This window comes from Paracoccus aminovorans, from assembly GCF_001546115.1.
Taxonomy (GTDB): Bacteria; Pseudomonadota; Alphaproteobacteria; order Rhodobacterales; family Rhodobacteraceae; genus Paracoccus; species Paracoccus aminovorans_B.
In genome coordinates, this window is sequence record NZ_KQ955209.1 from 1,116,995 (window position 1) to 1,136,239 (window position 19,245).

General features: G+C 70.1%; 16 protein-coding genes. 11 read left to right on the forward strand and 5 right to left on the reverse strand.

Annotated features, from left to right (window positions below; all coding sequences use genetic code 11):
* Nucleotide 1 precedes the first annotated feature (1 nt).
* From qhpD to ASV56_RS17035, 5 genes are read left to right on the forward strand one after another with little or no spacing between them, the layout of a single operon-like run.
* On the forward strand, nucleotides 2-1,459 hold the full coding sequence (qhpD, locus tag ASV56_RS17015; RefSeq protein WP_062563151.1) for a quinohemoprotein amine dehydrogenase maturation protein QhpD: 1,458 nt from the start codon (nucleotides 2-4) through the stop codon (nucleotides 1,457-1,459).
* Nucleotides 1,456-1,788, forward strand: coding sequence for a quinohemoprotein amine dehydrogenase subunit gamma QhpC (qhpC, locus tag ASV56_RS17020; RefSeq protein WP_062563152.1), 333 nt, complete (start codon nucleotides 1,456-1,458; stop codon nucleotides 1,786-1,788). Before qhpD ends, qhpC begins: the two co-directional genes overlap by 4 nt.
* Complete coding sequence (gene peaD, locus ASV56_RS17025; protein ID WP_062563153.1) at nucleotides 1,788-2,858, forward strand: quinohemoprotein amine dehydrogenase subunit beta; 1,071 nt, start codon at nucleotides 1,788-1,790, stop codon at nucleotides 2,856-2,858. The genes qhpC and peaD overlap by 1 nt, the downstream gene beginning before the upstream one ends.
* 1 nt (nucleotide 2,859) lies before the next feature.
* A complete protein-coding gene (gene qhpE / locus ASV56_RS17030) occupies nucleotides 2,860-3,528 on the forward strand; it encodes a subtilisin-like serine protease QhpE (RefSeq protein ID WP_062563154.1) in 669 nt (222 codons plus the stop codon).
* Entirely contained in the window at nucleotides 3,521-5,248 is a 1,728-nt protein-coding gene (locus tag ASV56_RS17035) for an ABC transporter ATP-binding protein (RefSeq protein ID WP_062563155.1), read from the forward strand. Before qhpE ends, ASV56_RS17035 begins: the two co-directional genes overlap by 8 nt.
* Here the strand turns inward: ASV56_RS17035 and qhpR are convergent.
* On the reverse strand, nucleotides 5,152-6,096 hold the full coding sequence (qhpR, locus tag ASV56_RS17040) for an AraC-like transcriptional regulator QhpR (RefSeq protein ID WP_082724889.1): 945 nt from the start codon (nucleotides 6,094-6,096) through the stop codon (nucleotides 5,152-5,154). The genes ASV56_RS17035 and qhpR overlap by 97 nt on opposite strands.
* Nucleotides 6,097-6,449: 353 nt before the next feature.
* Between qhpR and ASV56_RS17045 the strand changes: the two genes are divergently transcribed.
* On the forward strand, nucleotides 6,450-6,881 hold the full coding sequence (locus tag ASV56_RS17045; protein WP_062563157.1) for a MerR family transcriptional regulator: 432 nt from the start codon (nucleotides 6,450-6,452) through the stop codon (nucleotides 6,879-6,881).
* Here the strand turns inward: ASV56_RS17045 and ASV56_RS17050 are convergent.
* Genes ASV56_RS17050 through ASV56_RS17065 form a run of 4 tightly spaced genes read right to left on the reverse strand, consistent with a single transcriptional unit; the run spans nucleotide 6,878 to nucleotide 12,061 of the window.
* Nucleotides 6,878-8,119: an ATP-binding protein gene (locus ASV56_RS17050; RefSeq protein WP_062563158.1), complete on the reverse strand. Its 1,242-nt coding sequence runs from the start codon at nucleotides 8,117-8,119 to the stop codon at nucleotides 6,878-6,880. The genes ASV56_RS17045 and ASV56_RS17050 overlap by 4 nt on opposite strands.
* Complete coding sequence (locus tag ASV56_RS17055) at nucleotides 8,116-8,844, reverse strand: response regulator (protein ID WP_062563159.1); 729 nt, start codon at nucleotides 8,842-8,844, stop codon at nucleotides 8,116-8,118. Before ASV56_RS17055 ends, ASV56_RS17050 begins: the two co-directional genes overlap by 4 nt.
* Nucleotides 8,845-8,902: 58 nt before the next feature.
* Nucleotides 8,903-10,840, reverse strand: a complete 1,938-nt coding sequence (locus ASV56_RS17060) for a MacB family efflux pump subunit (RefSeq protein ID WP_062563160.1) — start codon at nucleotides 10,838-10,840, stop codon at nucleotides 8,903-8,905.
* Nucleotides 10,841-10,843: 3 nt separating this feature from the next.
* The gene (locus ASV56_RS17065) at nucleotides 10,844-12,061 is read right to left on the reverse strand and encodes an efflux RND transporter periplasmic adaptor subunit (RefSeq protein WP_062563161.1); all 1,218 of its coding nucleotides are present in this window, start codon (nucleotides 12,059-12,061) and stop codon (nucleotides 10,844-10,846) included.
* A 288-nt stretch (nucleotides 12,062-12,349) separates the two neighbouring features.
* Here ASV56_RS17065 and ASV56_RS17070 point away from each other — a divergent pair, with 288 nt between their 5' ends.
* The 5 genes from ASV56_RS17070 to ASV56_RS17090 all read left to right on the forward strand — a co-directional run bounded on the left by ASV56_RS17070 (nucleotide 12,350) and on the right by ASV56_RS17090 (nucleotide 19,034).
* Entirely contained in the window at nucleotides 12,350-12,556 is a 207-nt protein-coding gene (locus ASV56_RS17070; protein ID WP_062563162.1) for a hypothetical protein, read from the forward strand.
* Between the two features lie 56 nt (nucleotides 12,557-12,612).
* On the forward strand, nucleotides 12,613-13,188 hold the full coding sequence (locus ASV56_RS17075; RefSeq protein WP_253880133.1) for a TetR/AcrR family transcriptional regulator: 576 nt from the start codon (nucleotides 12,613-12,615) through the stop codon (nucleotides 13,186-13,188).
* A gap of 26 nt (nucleotides 13,189-13,214) precedes the next feature.
* The gene (locus tag ASV56_RS17080; RefSeq protein ID WP_062563163.1) at nucleotides 13,215-14,420 is read left to right on the forward strand and encodes an efflux RND transporter periplasmic adaptor subunit; all 1,206 of its coding nucleotides are present in this window, start codon (nucleotides 13,215-13,217) and stop codon (nucleotides 14,418-14,420) included.
* A 4-nt stretch (nucleotides 14,421-14,424) separates the two neighbouring features.
* On the forward strand, nucleotides 14,425-17,559 hold the full coding sequence (locus tag ASV56_RS17085; RefSeq protein WP_062563164.1) for an efflux RND transporter permease subunit: 3,135 nt from the start codon (nucleotides 14,425-14,427) through the stop codon (nucleotides 17,557-17,559).
* Between the two features lie 95 nt (nucleotides 17,560-17,654).
* On the forward strand, nucleotides 17,655-19,034 hold the full coding sequence (locus tag ASV56_RS17090) for an efflux transporter outer membrane subunit (protein WP_062563165.1): 1,380 nt from the start codon (nucleotides 17,655-17,657) through the stop codon (nucleotides 19,032-19,034).
* Nucleotides 19,035-19,245 lie beyond the last annotated feature (211 nt).

Here is a 19,245-nt window from a genome sequence, read left to right on the forward strand (position 1 = left end):
CATGGGAGCCCTGACCCTGATCCGCCACAATGCCTACCGTGTCGATGTCGACGGCCATGCCATGCTGATGCATGTGCCGACGACCAGCCTGTTCGAGCTCGACGGCGTGGCGCGCGACGTCTACGACCTGTTCCGCCGCTCGCCCGCCGTCGATCCCGATGTGATGCGCGCCGAGCTGGGCGCGCATCACGCCCCCGACACCCTGGCCGACTGCCTGCACAGCTTCCTGGCGCTCGACATCCTGCGCGATGCCGATGCGGCGGACACCCCGCGCCCCATCGCGAAGGTCGAGGAGATCCCGCTGTCCACGATCATCCTGAACGTGAACACCGGCTGCAACCTGGCCTGCACCTATTGCTACAAGGAAGACCTGACCACCCCCGCCAAGGGCCAGAAGATGGGCTTTCAGACGGCGCGCGCCAGTTTCGAGCTGCTGCTGAAGCAGGCCCATGCCCGCGACCGGGTGAACGTGGTGTTCTTCGGCGGCGAGCCGCTGTCGAACATGCCGCTGATCCGCGAGGTGGTGGCCTATGCGCTGCCGCGCGCGGCCGAGCTGGGCAAGACGGTCGATTTCTCGCTGACCACCAATGCGACGCTCTTGACGCCGGAACTGGTGGACTGGTTCGACGCGCATCGCTTTGCGCTGACGGTCAGCATGGACGGCCCCAAGGCGCTGCATGACGCGAACCGCAAGACCGTGGGCGGCAAGGGCACCTATGACCTGGTGGCGCGCAATGTGCGCATGCTGCTTTCGCGCTATCGCTCGCGCCCGGTCGGCGTGCGGGTGACGCTGACGCGCGGCGTGACCGACGTCATCGGCATCCACGACCACCTGAAGAACGAACTGGGCTTTCACGAGGTCGGCTTCGGCCCGGCGACCTCGGGGCCGATCGCGGTCTTCAACCTGGACCAGGAGGCGCTGAAGCGCGCCTTCGAGGACATGAAGACCCTGGGCCGGCGCTATGTCGAGGCCGCCTGCCGGGGCGAGAACATCGGATTCTCGAATATGCACCAGCTTCTGACCGATATCGCCCAGGGCACCAAGAAGGCGGTGCCCTGCGGTGCGGGCCTGGGGATGCTCGCCGTCGACAAGGAGGGCGAGCTGCACCTCTGCCACCGCTTCGTCGGCTCGAACCAGCCGACCTATGGCAATGTCGAGACCGGCATCGACATCCCCAAGCTCGCCGGCTTCATCGAGACCGCGCAGGACCGCAGCGCCTTCGGCTGCAAGACCTGCCGCATCCGCAGCATCTGCGCCGGCGGCTGCTATCACGAAAGCTATGCCCGGCAAGGCGATCCCTTCGCGCCGGTCTGGCATTACTGCGACCTGATGCGGGACTGGGTCGATTTCGGCATCGAATCCTATGTCCGCATCATGCAGGCCAACCCGTCCTTCTTCCGCAGCCAATTGGAACCCCGGATCACCCGGTCCGGCCCAGCAAGGGAGCATCTGCAATGAAACATCTGATCCCCGCCAACGCCAAGGCGAAGGCCTTCGTCGAAGCCGAGGCCCTGGGCCGCGAGGAGGAGGTCGTGGCAATGAATTCGCTGGTCGGCTGCACCACCTCCTTCGACCCGGGCTGGGAGGTGGACGCCTTCGGCGCCGTCTCGAACCTGTGCCAGCCGATGGAGGCCGACCTGTATGGCTGCGCCGATCCCTGCTGGTGGCCGGCGCAGGTGGCCGACACGCTCAACACCTATCCGAACTGGAGCGCCGGCGCCGAGGACGTCATGCAGGACTGGCGCAAGCTGCAATCGGTGTTCCCGGAAACGAAAGGCTCGTCCTGATGCGCAAATCCCTGATGCTTGCGGCCGCGCTGGCGCTGGCCGGCCCGGCCGCCGCGCATGACTACATCCTGGCACCGGCGCGGCCCAACAAGCTGGTCGTGGTCGATACCCAGAAGATGGCGGTCGAGAAGGTGATCGAGATCGACGACGCCGGCCCCACGCCCATGGTGCCGATGGTCGCGCCGGGCGGCAGGATCGCCTATGCCACCGTCAACAAGTCCGAAAGCCTGGTCAAGGTCGATCTCGTGACCGGCGAGACGCTGGGCCGCATCGACCTGTCCACCCCCGAGGAGCGGGTGAAAAGCCTGTTCGGCGCGACGCTTTCCCCCGACGGCAAGACGCTGGCGGTCTATGAAAGCCCGGTGAAGCTGGCGCCGACGCATTTCGAGGTCCAGCCCACCCGCATCGCGCTTTACGACGCCGAGACGCTGGCGCTGAAGACCCGCTTCGAAGCGCCGCGCCAGGTCACGCTGCTGGCCTATTCGCTGGACGGGACCAGGCTTTACGGCCTGGGCCGCGCCATGCATGTGCTGGACGCCGCCACCGGCAAGCCGATCGAGGACAAGCCGATCCAGAGCTGGCAACCCGAGACCTATGCCCAGCCCGACGTGCTGGCGGTCTGGAGCCAGCATGAAAGCTCGGGCGTGATGGCGGTGCCGTTCTACACCTCGCGCAAGGACATGGATGCGGCCGATCCGCAGGCCTATCGCACCGGCATGCTGACCATGGACCTGGGCAGCGGCGACATGGCCATGCGCGAGGTCCGGGTGATGGACGTGTTCTATTTCTCGACCGCCGTGAACCCGGCCAAGGACCGCGCCTTCGGCGCCTATAACGTGCTCGAAAGCTTCGACCTGGTGAACGACACGTCGCTCAAGCGCGTGGACCTGCCGCACAGCTATTACTCGGTCAACGTCAGTTCGGACGGCAAGACGGTCTGGCTCGGCGGCGCGCTGGGGGATCTGGCGGCCTATGACGCCGAGACGCTGGAAAAGAAGGGCCAGGTCGACCTGCCGGCGAATGCCTCGATGTCGCTCGCCTCGGTGCGGCTGTTCCAGCGGGACGAATGACATGCTGCGGGTCGGCGTGATCGACAGCGGCCCCGGCCCCGACGATCCGCTGGACCCGGCCCGCGCCTTCCTGGCCGACGGCTCGGTCGCGCCGGCGCGGCCCGACGGGCTGGGCCATGGCACCGCCGTCGCCGCGATCATCCGCCGCGCCTGCCCGGGCGCGGCGATCCTGCATGCGCAGGTCTTCGACGACCGCCCGGTGACCAGCGCGCTGCGCATCGCCGCCGCGCTGCGCTGGTTTCACGCCATGGGCGCCGAACGGCCCCAGGTGATCTGCATGAGCCTGGGCCTGGCCGCCGACCGCGCGCCGCTGCGCGCGGCCTGCGCGGCGCTGCTGGGGCAGGGCGCCGTGCTGGTCGCGGCCCATCCCGCGCGCGGCGCGGCCTGTTTCCCCGCCGCCTATCCCGGCGTGATCGCCGCCACCGGCGACGCCCGCTGCGGCTGGGACGAACTCTCGCAACTCGGCCCGGCGCTGTTCGGTGCCTGGTGCAATTCGCCCGAGCATGGCGCCATCGGCATGGGCGGCGCCAGCATCGGCGCGGCCCGCATCGCCGGACACCTGGCGGCGATCTTGGCCGCGACCGGGCCGCTGGACGGGACTGCCGCGGTGGCGGCGCTTGCGGCCCGTGCCTGCCATCACGGTGCGGAAAGGAAGCGCGCCGATGGCTAGGCTTGCCGCCAAGGCCGCGCCGCGGCTGGCCCGGTTGATCCTTGGCCCCGAGGCCGCGGCCTGGATCGCGCCGGTCATGGCCCGGGCGCTGCCCTCGGCGGCCCTGGTGCTGGCGGCCTCGCTGGCGGCGGCGGCGCTGGGACTGGCGATGCCGATGCTGACCCGGCAGGTGATCGACGCCGGCATCATGGCGCGCGACATGGGTGCGCTGATGTTCTGGGCCGGGCTGTCCTTTGCGCTGGGGCTGGGGGCGGTCGGTTTCGGCATGGCGAATGCCATGCTGCACCTGCGCGCCTCGGCGCGGATGCTGGCCGACCTGCGCGGCCGGCTGTTCGGCGCCGCGCTGGCGCGCGACCCCGAACGCCCCGACCTGCCGCTGGGCGAGGCGATGGCGCGGCTCGACGGCGATTGCGCCGAGATCCAGAGCTTTGCCTTCGACACGGTGCTGGTCGCGGTCGGCGCGGTGTTCCGGCTGGCCGGCGGGTTTGCGCTGATGCTGGCGCTCGACTGGCGCATGGCGGCGCTGCCGCTGATCGCCGCGCCCTTCGAGCTGTGGTTCCTGTCCCGCGCCCGGCCCAGGACGCGCGCCCTGGCCGAAACGGTGCGCGGCCAGCGCGGCGCGCTGTCCTCGCAGATGGCCGAGACGCTGGCAGCGCGGGCGACGCTGCGCGGGCTCGGCGCGCTCGACCAGCGCGAGGCCGGTTTCCGCACCGCTCAGGGGCAGCAGATCGACGGGCTGATGCGGCAGCGGCTGTGGTCCGAGACGGTGGGCGCGGTCAGCCAGACCATCACCGCCCTGATGCGCGGCACCATCCTGCTGGTCGGCGGCTGGCAGGTGGTGCGCGGCGAATGGCAGATCGGCACGCTGGTCGCCTTCCTGGCCTATGCCGGGATGATGTCGGGGCCGCTGCGGAACCTTCTGGGCCTCTATCACGCCCAGGCCCGCGCGCGCGTGGCCGCCGACCGGCTGGGCGCGGTCATTGCCAGCGCCCGCCCGGACGACGGCGCCGCGCCGCCCGACGGGCCGCTGGTCCTGGCCTTCGCCCAGGCCCGCGCCGCCCATGCCGACCACCACCCGGTCAGTGCCACCATCCTGCCCGGCGCGCGGGTGCTGATCGACGGCCCCTCGGGCATCGGCAAGTCGCGGCTGGTCGCCACCCTGACCCGCGACGCGGCGCTGGCCGAGGGCCGGGCGCTGGTCGGCGGCCAGGACGCGGCCAGCCTGCGGCCGCTGGCGCTAGCCGGGCGCATCCTGCATCTGGCGCAACGCCCGGCGATCCTGCGCGGCACGCTGGCGCAGAACCTGCGGCTGGCCGCGCCCGAGGCTTCGGATGCGGCGCTGTGGCAGGCGCTGGCCGATGCCGACCTGGCGCCCTGGGCGCGGGCCGAGGCCGGGCTCGACACGCCGGTCAGCGAAACCGGCGCCAACCTGTCGGGCGGGCTGCGCCAGCGCATCGCCATCGCCCGCGCGCTGCTGCGCCCCGCCGATGTGCTGGTCTTCGACGAAGCCTTCTCGGAAATCGACGATGCCGCCTGCCGGCGCATCCTGGCCGCCATCGACCGCCGGCCGGTCACGCGCATCTTCATCGCCCATAGCGGCCCGGCGCGCGAGGGCTGCTTCGATCAGCGGATCACGCTGACCTCCTCGGCGCCCATCTTCCTGATCTCGCGCGGCGAAACCCCGTACCAGCGCGAGAACGCCCGCGAGAACGCGGTCTGATCGGAATAGGCCAGCAGCAGCGCGATCTCGCCGAACAGCCGGTCGCCCCGCACCAGCAGCGCGAAGCCATGCGCGCGCCGGCATTCCTCGAGGATGGCGTGGAAGGGCTGGCCCTCGGCGGCAAGCGCCCGGCGCAAGCCGCGTTCCGACATGCCGAGCAGGGCGGCCACGTCGGCCTGGTTCACCAGCCCGTGCTGCATCTGCGACAGGATCAGCGCGTGGACGCGCTGCGACACCGGGGTCTGGCGGCGCAATTCGACCAGGGCCTCGTCCAGGCGCTTCGCGGGCTCCATCGCATCCCCCGGCGGTTCGGTGCGAAGCCGGTGCGACAGCGCGCTGGCGGAAAAGGTGATCCGGTTCTCGTCCTGGCCGAAACGGGGCATCCGGCCCAGGTGCCGGGCCAGCGCGCGCAGGTCGCGGTCGGGCTGGTGTTCGAAGCACAGGTCCTGGATCGCCTCGCGCGGGACGGCATAGCGGTCGCAGATGCCGCGGATCAGGCCCAGCGTCAGTTCGGCATCGGCGCGGCGCGGCCAGATGCGCGGGTCGAGCACGCGGTAGGAGACATGCGCCTCGTCCCCGGTGACCTCCAGCGTGACCGAGCTGTTCGATTGCAGCACCGGAAAGCCGCGCGCGAAAAGCCGCAGCGCCTCGCCCAGGGTGCGGCGGGGGGCGATGGCCTCGCCCAGCACGCCGATGCTGGGCAGGCTGATCTGCTGGCCCGAGCGCCAGCAATGCGTCCCGTCGGTGGTGCCGGCGCGTTCCTGTTCCAGGCGGCTGACGAAGGTTTCCAGCGGCATGGGCATTTCGACCGCCGCTTGGGCGGGGTCGGCCTCGGGCCCCAGAAGCATCGATGCGACGGCTCCGCGAATCCATGACGCTTGCATGGCGTTTCCCGTGGCTGCGCCGGCTGGCCGCTGTTTCGCGCCTTGGCCCGGCTATCCCTGTTGGTTGGGCGAGCTTATCACAAAGCCGCCCCGATCCACAGAAAAGCCTTGCCGCGCCGGAGGAGGGCGGATCGTCACGAAAACGCCGCAATTCCCACGGTTTGCCGGAAACGCGCGACTCGGGCGGCAAGCGGCGAATTTGACATTTCCGGCCAGATTTTCCGGGCAGGCCCGGCGCCGCCACCGGGAATCGCCGCTTGCCGCCCGGGCCGGGCGCCCCATATCTATAGTCGATACAGGTTTAGACGGGGCATTCCATGCTGAGCATCGGCAAGCTGAGCGGCGCGACCGGGGTCAAGGTGCCCACGATCCGCTATTACGAACAGATCGGGCTGCTGCCCCGGGCCGGGCGCAGCACCGGCAACCAGCGGCTCTATGATCGGCCGGCGGTCGAGCGGCTGGCCTTCATCCGCCACGCGCGCGAACTGGGCTTCTCGCTCGAGGATATCCGCGAATTGCTGGCGCTGGCCGACGACCCCGAAAAGCCCTGCGCCGCCGCCGACCTGATCGCCGGGCGCCAATTGGCCGCGGTCAATGCCCGGCTGCGCCGGCTCGAGGCGCTGCGCGACGAATTGCAGCGCATGCTGGCGCAATGCACCAGCGGGCGCATCGCCGATTGCCGGGTGATCGAGGTGCTGGGCAACCATGCGCTCTGCGCCCACGACCATGCCGAGGCGGCCGGGGCCTAGGCGCAGGGCAGGGTGCAGACCTGCTCCAACCCGTGCGGCTGGCGGTTGCGGACGGCGATGCTGCCCTGGTGGCGCTCGATGATCTCGCGCGAGATCGCCATGCCCAGGCCCGCGCCGGGGAAGGATTTGCGCCGGGCCTGGTCGACGCGGAAGAAGGGCTCGAAGATCTGCTCGATCAGGTCTGGCGGCACGCCGGGGCCGTCGTCCTCGATGCGGATCACCGCGTTGCGGCCATCGCGGACCAGCGCCACGCGGGCGCCGCCGCCATGGGTCGCTGCATTGACGATCAGGTTGCGCAGCGCCCGCTTCAGCGCGATCGGGCCGGCGCTGACCTGAAGCGGGGGCAGAGCGGCAGTCTCGACCGCGTGGCCCTGGGCGCGCAGTTCGGCGGCGGTGTCCAGAAGCAGCCGGTCCAGCCGCAGGACCTGCACGCCGTCCACGCCGACCTCCTCGCGCACCAGGCGGATGGCGCTGTCGGCGATCATGTCCAGCTCCTCAAGGTCCGAGAGCCATTTCGTCCGCTCGGCCTCGTCCTCGATGAACTCGGCGCGCAGCCGCATGCGGGTCATCGGCGTGCGCAGGTCGTGGCCCGCCGCCGCGACCAGACGCATGCGGCTTTCCATGGCGCCGCGCAGCTGGCGCGACAGCCGGTTCAGCGCCTTGGCGGCGGCCTGCACCTCGCCCGAGCCGGTCTCGGGAATGGTCTCCAGCGTGCCGTCCGGGCCGACGCGGTCGACGGCATCCTCGATCAGCTGCAAGGGCCGGGTCAGGCGCCGCGCGGCATGGATCGAGATCGCGGCGCTGCCCGCGACGATCAGGCTCAGCCACAGCGCCAGCACGTTCCAGCGCCCGGGCGGCGGCGACAGGTCGGGGATCTGCAGGATCAGCCATTGCGCGCCGACCCGGACCGAGGCGGTCAGCGGCTGGCGCGGCCCCTCGCGCGTCACCAGCGCCTGCAGCGGCGCGCCGGTGCGCCGCAGCGCGCCTTGCAGGAAGCGGGTCATGTGCGGATCGGCCGTGCCGCCGGCCGGCACCGCCTGCAGCCGGCCGGGCCGGTCCTGCGCCGGGCCGTGGCCCATCAGCGCGATGGTCATGCGGATCTGGCGCGCCACCGGCTCCATCGTCGCCTGCGGCGCCGGCGGCTGCATGACCCAGGTGGCGGCAAAGCTCGCCAGCACCACCACCGAGACGATGGCCGCGATCAAGAGCGCCGCGATCCGGGTCTGGAGCGAGTTCACGGCGCAGCCACCCCCTGGCTGGTGACCGGCACCGCCATCTGATAGCCGCCGTTCCGGACGGTGCGAAAGATCGGCGCGTCGTGGCGCTCGGCCAGCTTGCGGCGCAGCCGGCTCATCAGCACGTCGATGGAACGGTCCAGCGGATCGCGGTCGCGGCCCTGGGTCAGGTCCAGCAGCTGGTCGCGCGACAGCAACCGCCCGGGCCGTTCCAGGAACACCCGCAGCAGGTCGAATTCGGCGCCGGTCAGCTCGATCTCGCTGCCGTCCGCGGCCAGGACGCGGCGCTGGCCGGGATCGACCTCGAAGCCGGCGAAGCCGTAGATGCGGGGCTCGGGCGCGGGCGCCTCGTCGCCGCCGCTGCGGCGCAGGACCGCCTTGATGCGGGCGACCAGCTCGCGCGGGTTGAAGGGCTTGCCCAGGTAGTCGTCGGCGCCAAGCTCCAGCCCGATGATGCGGTCCACGTCCTCCTTGAGCGCGGTCAGCAGGATGACGCGCAGCTCGGGCCGGCGCTCGTGCAGGCTGCGGCAGATGTCGAGGCCCGAGCCGTCGGGCAGCATCACGTCCAGCACGATCAGGTCGGGATTGCCGTCCGCCACCCGCGCCTCGCATTCCCGGCGGTCGGCGGCGGTCGAGACGCGGAAGCCCTGGCCCTCGAGATAGCGGCGCAGCAGGGTGCGGATCTCGGGGTCGTCGTCGACGATCAGGATATGCCGGGACGCGGACATGCGGCTGCCTCCTTCGGGCTGGCGGGTTGCGCGGTGGTTGCCATGGTCTGTCCCCCTGTTAGTCGCGCGACAGGGCCGCGACGGGATCGAGGCGCGAGGCGCTGACCGCGGGCAGATAGCCGAAGACCAGGCCGATGCCGCAGGAGCTGGCCAGCGCCAGGACCATGGACATGGCCGAATAGACCAGGCTGAAGTCGCTGCTGAGCCGGTCGAAGACCAGGCCGAACCCCAGCGCCGCCAGGATCCCGGCCACGCCGCCGATGATGCAGACCAGCACCGCCTCGATCAGGAATTGCGAGCGGATGTCGGCGCGCCGCGCCCCCACCGCCATGCGCAGCCCGATCTCGCCGATGCGCTCGGTGACCGAGACCAGCATGATGTTCATCACTCCGATGCCCCCCACCAGAAGCGAGATCACCGCGATGGCCGAGATCAGCAGCGTCAGCGTCTGCGTCGTCGCGGTGATGGTCTGGCGGATCTCGTCATTGTTGATGGTGAAGAAATCCTTAGCGCCGTGGCGGCGGGTCAGAAGCTCGGTCACGGATTGCTCGGCCAGCGCCATGTCGACCGCGTCATGCACGCGCAGGGTCAGGCCGCTGACGCTGGTCGTGCCCAGATAGCGCGCCTGCACCGTGGTATAGGGGGCATAGACGGTCAGGTTGCGGCTGCCGCCCGGCCCCTGCTGGCGCACGCTGGCGACGCCGATCACCCGCAGCGGCACCTTGCCGGCCATGAAGACCTGGCCGAGCGCATCGCCACCCTCGCCGAACAGGCTGTTGCGGGTGTTCTCGTCGATGACGACATTCTGGCTCATCGCCGCCACGTCGCCGGCGTCGAAGGCGCGGCCCTGGGTCAGGGTGATGCCGGCCACGTCGAAATATTGCTCGCCGACGCCGCTGATCTGGGCGGAAAGCTCGGTCGCGCCGTGGCGCAGGGTCTGGCTGGAGCTGACCGTCGGGCTGACCGAGGCCGCCCAGGCCTGCCGGGCCAGCGCCTCGGCATCGGCCATGACCAGCGTCGTCACCCGCCCCGAGCGCATGTCGCCGAAGTCGCGGCCGGGATAGATCTGCAGCGTATTGGTGCCCAGCCCCGAGATGTTCGACAGCACCCGCTGGCGCGAGCCCTCGCCCAAGGCCACGACCGAGACCACCGAGGCGATGCCGATGATGATGCCCAGCATGGTCAGGAAGCTGCGCAGCTTGTGGGCGCGCATCGCCAGGAGCGCCATGCGCAGCGCCTCGGCCAGCCGGCCCAGGATCGGCGCCGCCGCCCGGGCGGGTGCCGGCGCGGCCAACGCCGCGGTGGCGGGGCGGTTGCCGCGGTCGGCGACGATGCGGCCGTCGGCGATCTCGATCACGCGACGGGCGCGGGCCGCGACCTTGGGGTCGTGGGTGACGATGATGACGGTGCGGCCCTCGGCATTGAGCTCGTCGAGGATCGCCAGCACCTCCTCGCCGCTGCGGCTGTCCAAGGCGCCGGTCGGCTCGTCGGCCAGGATGACGCGGGCGTCGTTGACCAGGGCCCGGGCGATCGACACCCGCTGCTGCTGGCCGCCCGAAAGCTGGCCCGGCCGGTGGTCCAGCCGCTGGCCCATGCCGAGCCGGTCCAGGAGCCCGCGCGCCTTGCTGCGCCGCGCCTCGGCGGACAGGCCGCGATAGATCGCCGGCACCTCGACATTGCCGAGCGCGGTCATTTCCGAGAGCAGGTGATAGCGCTGGAAGATGAAGCCGAAGAACTCGCGTCTGAGCGAGGCGAGCGCGTTCGGGTCGAGCTGCGCCACCTCGCGCCCGTCCAGCCGATAGCTGCCCGTGGTGGGGCGGTCGAGGCAGCCCAGGATATTCATCAGCGTCGACTTGCCCGAGCCCGAGGCGCCGGTGATGGCGACGAATTCGCCCTGCGCGATCTCCAGGTCGATGTCGCGCAGCACCTGCAGCACGCCCTCGCCCGAGGGGTAGTCGCGGCAGATGCCCGTGAGTTGGATCAGCGGCGCGGCCATGGCTCAGCCTCCCAGCGGCGGGCCCATCATCCGGCCGCCGCGCGTCGAACCACCGCTTGATCCCGCGCCCGAAGCCGCGTCGGCGGCCGGCTCGCCCAGGATCACCTGCTCGCCCTCGGCAAGGCCCGAGACGACCTCGGCCACGACCTTGTCGTTCAACCCGATGCGGACCTCGCGCGTCTCGGCCACGCCGCCGGCCAGCACCCGCACGCTATGGCTGCCGTCGCGGCTCTGCGGTCCCAGCGCGGTGGCCGGCACGGTCAGCACGTCGCGCGCCTCGCCCAGAAGCACGCTGACCTGCGCGGTCATATAGGTGCGCAGCGCGCCGTCCGGGTTCTCGACCGGGATGATGCCGATATAATAGACCGCGCTGCTGTCGCTGTCGGTGGTGCTGTCGGGATTGACCGCGCTGTCGTTGACGATGCTCTGCGGCGCCGGCGCGATGGATTCCAGCCGGCCCTCGTAGCTGCGGCCGCTGTCGTCGAGCAGGGTGAAGCGCACGCGCTGGCCGGGCTGGACCTTGCCGATGTCGGCCTCGGAGATTTCGGCATGGACGTTCATGCGGTCGAGCCCGCCCAGCACCGCTATGGTGGGCGAGGATTGCACCGCGTTCACCGTCTGCCCGGCCTGGTTCACGATGGCCAGGACCGTGCCGGCGCTGGGGGCGGTGATGCGGGTATAGCCGAGATTCGCCTCGGCGGTCTCGATGGCGACCTCGGCCTCGGCGATCTGGGCCTCGAGCGCGGCAAGCTGGGCGCGGGCCGCCGCGACCGCCTGCTCGGCGCTGTCGAAATCGCTGCGCGACGCGGCGGCTGTGCGCACAAGGTTCTGCTGCCGCTCCAGCGTCTTTTCGGCCAGGGCCAGCACGGATTGCTTCTCGGTGTGCTGCGCCCGCAGGTTCGCCAGCGCGGCCTCGGCGGTGCGCAGCTGGTTCTGCTGCGTGACCGAGTCGATCTCGGCGATCAGGTCGCCCTTTTCCACGCGGTCGCCCAGCTTCACCGCCAGCCGGGTGATCCGCCCCGAGGCCTGCGCCCCGACCGCGACCAGGTTCGAGGGCTTCAGCTTGCCCTCGGCCAGCACCGTGACCTCGACATCGCCGCGCGCGACGGTCGCGGTCAGGTAGCTCTGGCCCTGCGCCTGGCCCTCGCCCCGCCAAACCGCCGCAGCCAGCCCCGCCACAACGGCGACAAGGATCAGAACGGTCAGGACAGCCTTGCGCATTGCTTCTCCTTGGCGGCGGTCAAGCGGCCGAATCGGGGCGGGGGACGGGCGCCGTCGCAACCCGATCTAGGAAGGGCTTGTATCGCAGCGTTGTCTTGCCGGTGAACCGGCGTTTCTCCAAGGGCCGAATTTGTAACCGAATGTTGCGATCCGGAACAGGGAAACAATTCGTTACAAAACTTTCCGCACGATGCCGCGCGATCCGACCATCATCGGGACAGGCGGCCGTCGCGGCTGCCGTGCTTTGCCAGTGGAAGGTGCGATGAATGCAACCCCGGCGGCGGCGCCATGACGCTGCTGCGACCCAGCGAATGGCTGCTGCGCCTTGCCTGCGGGGTGATCTGGTATGCGCTGTCGCTGGCGCTTTGCGTCGAGATCGGTGCGCTGGCCGGCTGGATGTTCGGCGCGGCGGCCCTTGGCGCCAAGCTGGCGGTGCTGCCGCATGGGCTGTTCTGGCTGTGGCTGCTGGCCAGCGACGGGCCGCGCGGCGGTTGACAAGCGGCTGGGCGAATTATATTCGAACGGTCGTATTGAAATTATGGGTGCCGCCCGTGGGACGCAAACGCTCGATCGACCGCGACGAACTGATGCTGGCCATCGAAAGGGTGGCGCGGCGTTCGGGCATCGCCGGGCTCAGCATCGATGCCGTGGCGCGCGAGGCGGGCATCAGCAAGTCGAGCGTGGTCTATGACTTCGACAGCAAGGCCGGGCTGCTAGCCGCCTTCACCCGCCACCGCATGTCCCAGCACCGCGCCGATTTCCAGGAGATGCTGGCCCGCCACCAGGACCAGCCCAACGCCCGGCTGCGCGCGGTGATCGAAAAGTTCCGCACCGCGCCGACCGAGGAAGAGACTGCCATGGCCTTGCTGGTTTCCGCCAGCATGGGCGAGAATGCCGAATGCCGCGAGATCATGCGCGGCTGCCTGGCCGAGGACGCCGACCAGATCGCGCTCGAGGCCGGCAACAAGGCCAAGATGCTGCGCGCCCTGCTGACGCTGCACGGCATGGCCTTCCTGGAATTCTTCGGCTTCTACCGCTTCGATGACAAGACCCGCAACGAGATCCTCGATGAACTGATGGCGGTCGCGGAAAGCGACCCCGGCGCCGACGGAGACCCGGACCCCTAAGACCTCCCCCAAGAAAGACCCCTCTCATGACGAACAGATCTTTTCCCGGCCTCGGCGCCGGGCTGGTGCTTTTTTGCCTGACGACCGTGCCCGCGCTGGCGCAGCAATTGCCGCCGCCGCAGGTCAGCGTGCAGGTGATGACCCCCGAGGCGCTGCCGGTGGTGAACGAACTGCCCGGCCGCGTCGCCGCCACCCGCACCGCCGAGGTGCGCCCCCGCGTCGGCGGCATCGTGCTGGAGCGGGTCTTTGAACAGGGCGGCAAGGTCGCGGCGGGCGATGTGCTCTATCGCATCGACCCGGCGCCCTTCGACGTGCGCGTCGCCAGCGCCAAGGGCACGCTGGCCCGCGCCGAGGCAACCGAGCTGAACGCCGCCGACCAGGAAAAGCGGGCCCGCGCGCTGCGCGAGCGCAAGGTGACGGCCGGGGTGGACCTGGACAATGCCGCGACCGCGCTGGCCCAGGCCCGGGCCGACGTGACCATCGCCCGCGCCGCGCTGCAAGAGGCGGAACTGAACCGCAGCTATACCGAGGTCACGGCGCCGATCTCGGGCGTGGTCGGCCGCGCGCTGGTGACCGAGGGCGCGCTGGTCAACGCCCAGACCGACATCATGGCGACGATCCAGCAGCTCGACCCGGTCTATGTCGACTTCACCCAGTCGTCCTCGGAGCTGTTCGCGCTGCGCCGTGCTCTGGCCGCCGGCCAGCTGGCGATGATGTCTGCGGGCGAGGCCCGTGTGCAGCTGATCTTCGACGACGGCAGCGAATACGAACATCCCGGCAAGCTGCTGTTTTCCGAGGCGAGCGTGGACAGCACCACCGGCCAGATCACCCTGCGGGCGGAATTCCCGAACCCGGACGGCAACCTGCTGCCCGGCCTCTATGTCCGCGTCCGCATCGAACAGGCGGTGCGCGACAACGCCCTGACCGTGCCGCAGATGGCGGTGCAGCGCGACCAGTCCGGCCAGGCCTATGTCTATGCGCTGAAGGGCGACGACATGGTCGAGCGCCGCGACGTGACCCTGGGCCAGACCAGCGACAACCGCTGGCTGGTCGAGAAGGGGCTGGCCCCGGGCGACCGCGTGGTCGTGGCGGGCGCGCAGAAGCTTTATCCCGACGCCAAGGTGGTGGCGCAGCCGGTCGCGGCCAAGCCGGTGCCCGCCGGTGCCGCCGCCGTGGCCGAGGCGCCCGTCGAAGCTCCCGCCGAAACGCCTGTCGCGCCGGCCAAGGAATAACCGCATGGCACAGTTCTTCATCCGCAGGCCGGTGCTGGCCTGGGTGCTGTCGATCTTCATCGTCATCGCCGGCCTTCTGGCGCTGCCGCAGATCCCGGTCGCGCAATATCCGCAGGTGGCCTGGCCGCAGATCACCGTCTCGACCAGCTACACCGGCTCGTCGCCGGCCGAGATCAACCAGGCCGTCGCCCAGCCCATCGAGGATGAGCTGAACGGCGTCGAGGGCCTGGCCTATTACGAATCCGTCTCGGACAGCTCGGGCTCGATGCAGATCACCGCGACCTTCGAGCCCGGGACCGACGTCGCCCGCGCCCAGGTGGACGTGCAGAACGCCGTCTCGCGCGTCGAGCCGCTGTTGCCGCAAAGCGTGGTGGACCAGGGCGTGCTGATCGAAGAGGCCGGCTCGGGCTTTCTGATGATGGTGGCGCTGACCTCGGACGACGGCTCGATGGACGACATCGCGCTTGGCGACTACATCAACCGCAACGTGGTGGGCGAGATCCGCCGCATCGAGGGCGTCGGCAGCGCCACCGTCTTCGCGCCGGAACGCGCGCTGCGCATCTGGGTCGATCCCGCCAAGATGACCGGCCTGAACCTCAGCTCGGCCGAGATCGTCGCAGCGGTGCGCGCCCAGAACGCCCAGGTCGCGGCCGGCAAGGTCGGCGCCGATCCGAACCCCATCGGCCAGCAGCTGACCGCGACCGTGCTGATCAAGGGCCAGCTCGACAGCGTCGAGGAATTCGGCAAGATCGTGCTGCGCGCCAATCCCGACGGCTCGACCGTGCTTTTGCGCGACGTGGCCCGGCTCGAGGTCGGGGCGGAAAACTACAGCTTCGCCTCCAAGCTGAACGGCAAGCCGGCGGCGGCGCTGGGGATCCAGCTTTCGACCACCGGCAACGCCATGAACACCTCGGAAGCGGTGCATGAGAAGATGCAGGAACTGGCGCGCTTCTTCCCGCAGGGCGTCAGCTACCAGATCCCCTATGACACCACCCCCTTCGTCGAGGCCTCGATCGAGAAGGTGCTGCACACGCTGGTCGAGGCGATGGTGCTGGTCTTCGTGGTGATGTTCCTGTTCCTGCAGAACTTCCGCTATACCATCATCCCGACCATCGTCGTGCCCATCGCGCTGGCGGGCACGGTGGCGGTGATGCTGGTCGCGGGCTTTTCCATCAACGTGCTGACCATGTTCGCCATGGTGCTGGCCATCGGCATCCTGGTCGACGACGCCATCGTGGTGATCGAGAACGTCGAGCGCATCATGGCGACCGAGGGCCTGCCCCCGCGCGAGGCGACGCAGAAGGCCATGGGCCAGATCTCGGGCGCCATCGTCGGCATCACGCTGGTGCTGGCGGCGGTCTTCGTGCCGATGGCCTTCTTCCCCGGCTCCTCGGGCATCATCTATCGCCAGTTCGCGCTGACCATGGTGGTGTCGATCCTGTTCTCGGCCTTCCTGGCGCTGACGCTGACCCCGGCGCTTTGCGCGACCTTCCTGAAGCCGATCCACGGCCATCACGAGAAGAAGGGCTTCTTCGGCTGGTTCAACCGCCGCTTCGACGCCCTGACCGAACGCTATAGCCGCGGCGTCGGGCTGGTCACGCGCCGGCGCGCGGTGATGATGCTGTTCTATGTCGGGCTGGTCGCGGCCACGGCCATGGGCTTCCTGCGCCTGCCTTCCAGCTTCCTGCCGAACGAGGACCAGGGCTTCATCATCACCGACATCCAGACCCCGGCCACCGCCAGTTCGAACCGCACCGACGAGGTGCTGGCGACGGCGACCGGCATCTTCGGCGGCATGGAGCCGGTCGAGAACGTGGTCTCGATCCGCGGCTTCAGCTTCTCGGGGCGCGGGCCGAACGCCGGGCTGATGTTCGTCACCTTCAAGGACTGGGCCGAGCGCGACCAGTCGGCGCAGGATATCGCCAATGCCGCGAACATGCAGCTGTTCGGCCAGCAGGATGCACAGGCCTTCGCGCTGTCGCCGCCGCCGATCCCAGGCTTCGGCACCACCGGCGGCTTCAGCTTCCGGCTGCAGGACCGCGGCGGGCAGGGGCAAGAGGCGCTGCTGGCTGCCGCCCAGCAGATCATGGCCAAGGCGCAGGAGGGCGGCGTCGTCACCGGGCTGCGCATCGAGGGCCTGCCCTCGGCCGCGCAGGTCTTGGTCACCATCGACCGCGAAAAGGCCAATGCCTTCGGCGTGACCTTCGCCGACATCTCGGCCACGATCTCGCAATACCTCGGCTCGGCCTATATCAACGATTTCCCCAATGCCGGGAAGATGCAGCGCGTGGTCATGCAGGCCGAGGACGACAGCCGCATGCAGGCCGAGGACATCCTGGCGCTGACCGTGCGCAATACGAACGGCGGCATGGTGCCGTTCTCGTCCTTCGCCAGCGTCACCTGGGAGCAGGGGCCGTCGCAGGTCGTGGGCTACAACGGCTATCCCTCGATCCGCATCGCCGGATCGGCGGCGCCGGGCTACAGCTCGGGCGCGGCCATGGACGAGATGGCGCGGCTGGCGGGCGAGTTGCCGCAGGGCTTCGGCTATGAATGGACCGGGCAATCGCTCGAGGAAATCCAGGCCGGCAGCCAGGCGACGCTGCTTTACGCGATGAGCATCCTTTTCGTGTTCCTGCTGCTGTCGGGGCTTTACGAAAGCTGGTCGATCCCCTTGTCGGTGATGCTGGTGGTGCCGCTGGGCGTCCTGGGCTGCGTCGCCGCGGTGATGCTGCGCGACATGCCGAACGACATCTATTTCAAGGTCGGCCTCATTGCCATCATCGGGCTATCCGCCAAGAACGCCATCCTGATCGTCGAATTCGCCAAGGACCTGCGCGAGCAGGGGCAAAGCCTGATCGAGGCGGCGGTGACGGCGGCGAAATTGCGCTTCCGGCCGATCCTGATGACCTCGCTGGCCTTCACGCTGGGCGTGGTGCCGCTGGCCATCGCCACCGGCCCCTCGGCCGCCAGCCAGAACGCCATCGGCACCGGGGTGATCGGCGGCATGGTGGCGGCGACGGTGCTGGCGATCTTCTTCGTGCCGGTCTTCTTCGTCTTCGTGCTGGGCCTGTTCAGCCGCTTTGCCGGCCGGCGGGCGCAGGACGACGAAACCCAGGCGGCAACCCGTAAGGCGGGCTGAGCTCCGGCCCCGCCGCGCTGCGGGCGACCTTCGGGCCGCCCGCAGCCGTTTCCCATCGGCGGCGCCTCTCGGGCCGCGACAGACAGAGAGAACCGATGACCCAGACCCTTTCGCTTTCCCGCCGCGGCATCCTGGCCGGGCTGGCCTCGACCCTGGCGCTGGCCGCCTGCGCCCAGGTCAGCTACACCGCGCCCAAGGCCGAGCTGGCCAATGCCTTTGCCGGCAATTCGCCCGCGCGCCGCGCCGGCGCCAATGCCTGGTGGGCGGCCTTCCGCGACAAGCAGCTGGACGCGCTGATCGCGGCCGGGCTGAAGCGCAACCTCGACGTGCTGACCGCCGTCGCCACCATCCGCGAGGCCCAGGCCAACGCCCGGCTGGTCGGCGCGAACGACCTGCCGCAGGTCGATGCCTCGGGCTCGGCCGGGCGCTCGCGCAGCGAGACCACCGGCGTCAGCGAAAGCAGCTCGGCGACGCTGGGCGTGTCCTGGCTGGTCGATCTCTTCGGCCAGAACCGCGCCGCGCGGGCCGGGGCCTCGGCCCAGCTCGACGCCGCCTATCTCTCGGCCGAGGTCTCGCGCCTGACGGTGGCCAGCGCCATCGCCCAGGCCTATGTCGATGCGCGCTATTACCAGCAGGCGGTCGCCCTGACCCGGCAGAGCCTCGACAGCCGTAAGCGCTCGTTGTCGATGACCCGGACCCAGGACGAATTCGGCAGCGCCACCCGGCTGGAGGTCCTGCAGGCCGAGCAGCTGGTGACCCAGGCCGAGGCGGCGCTGCCCGGGCTCGAGGTAGGCTTCGACCAGTCGGTGAACCGGCTCGCCACGCTGACCGCCGGGCGCAGCGCCGACATCGCCGCGCAGCTGCGCCGGGGCGGCGGCCAGCCGCGCGCTGCCTACAAGGCCAGCGTCGGCGTGCCGGCCGAGGTGATCCGCGTCCGCCCCGACGTGCGCGTGGCCGAGCGCAACCTGGCCGCCGCCGTCGCCGGCGTGGGCGAGGCGCAGGCGGCCTTCTATCCCAAGCTCACGCTCTCGGGCTCGGTCACGCCGGCGAACATCAGCGGCGGCGGCAGTTCCAAGACCTGGAGCTTCGGCCCGCAGATCACCCTGCCGCTGTTCAACGCCGCGAACCAGGCCAACCTGTCGGCGGCGCAGGCCCGGGCCGAGCAGTCGCGGCTGGCCTGGCAGGCCTCGGTCCTGAACGCGGTGGAAGAGGTCGAGAATGCGCTGGCCGGCTATAACCGCGATGCCCGCGCCGTCGCCGCGCAATCGCGGCTGGTCGAGAATGCGCGCGAGACGGTGAACCTGACCCGCAGCTCCTGGGACCTGGGCGAATCCGACTTCTTCCCGGTGCTCGACGCCGAGCGCAGCCTGCTGTCGGCCCGGCAGGAACTGGCCGCGGCGCTGCGCGACCAGGCGGTGAACTACATCAAGCTGAGCGCCGCCGCGGCGGGCGGCGTCGGCATCCCGGCGGTCTAAAGCGTGCTGGCGGCAAGGGCGGGCCATCGGCGTGCCCGCCGACAGCAGGCGCGGCCTTGCGTGAACCTCGCCGAGGCCGCTGCCGTGCAGGACCTGCTGGCCCGCGCCGATGTCGTGGCGATCCGCTGGAACGGCTGCAAACGCTCGGCCCCCGTTGACGAAACCCGTGGCGGGGCCGCATGGTTTGTGGCAAAGGCCATGGCTCGGGACA

Excerpts from the sequence above, each read along its gene's own strand:
- ASV56_RS17085 (WP_062563164.1), top strand. The coding sequence starts at position 14,425 with ATGGCACAGTTCTTCATCCGCAGGCCGGTGCTGGCCTGGGTGCTGTCG.
- ASV56_RS17060 (WP_062563160.1), bottom strand. The coding sequence starts at position 10,840 with ATGGCCGCGCCGCTGATCCAACTCACGGGCATCTGCCGCGACTACCCC.
- qhpC (WP_062563152.1), top strand. The coding sequence starts at position 1,456 with ATGAAACATCTGATCCCCGCCAACGCCAAGGCGAAGGCCTTCGTCGAA.
- qhpD (WP_062563151.1), top strand. The coding sequence starts at position 2 with ATGGGAGCCCTGACCCTGATCCGCCACAATGCCTACCGTGTCGATGTC.
- ASV56_RS17065 (WP_062563161.1), bottom strand. The coding sequence starts at position 12,061 with ATGCGCAAGGCTGTCCTGACCGTTCTGATCCTTGTCGCCGTTGTGGCG.
- ASV56_RS17070 (WP_062563162.1), top strand. The coding sequence starts at position 12,350 with ATGACGCTGCTGCGACCCAGCGAATGGCTGCTGCGCCTTGCCTGCGGG.
- ASV56_RS17055 (WP_062563159.1), bottom strand. The coding sequence starts at position 8,844 with ATGTCCGCGTCCCGGCATATCCTGATCGTCGACGACGACCCCGAGATC.
- ASV56_RS17045 (WP_062563157.1), top strand. The coding sequence starts at position 6,450 with ATGCTGAGCATCGGCAAGCTGAGCGGCGCGACCGGGGTCAAGGTGCCC.
- qhpE (WP_062563154.1), top strand. The coding sequence starts at position 2,860 with ATGCTGCGGGTCGGCGTGATCGACAGCGGCCCCGGCCCCGACGATCCG.
- qhpR (WP_082724889.1), bottom strand. The coding sequence starts at position 6,096 with ATGCTTCTGGGGCCCGAGGCCGACCCCGCCCAAGCGGCGGTCGAAATG.
- ASV56_RS17035 (WP_062563155.1), top strand. The coding sequence starts at position 3,521 with ATGGCTAGGCTTGCCGCCAAGGCCGCGCCGCGGCTGGCCCGGTTGATC.
- peaD (WP_062563153.1), top strand. The coding sequence starts at position 1,788 with ATGCGCAAATCCCTGATGCTTGCGGCCGCGCTGGCGCTGGCCGGCCCG.
- ASV56_RS17090 (WP_062563165.1), top strand. The coding sequence starts at position 17,655 with ATGACCCAGACCCTTTCGCTTTCCCGCCGCGGCATCCTGGCCGGGCTG.
- ASV56_RS17080 (WP_062563163.1), top strand. The coding sequence starts at position 13,215 with ATGACGAACAGATCTTTTCCCGGCCTCGGCGCCGGGCTGGTGCTTTTT.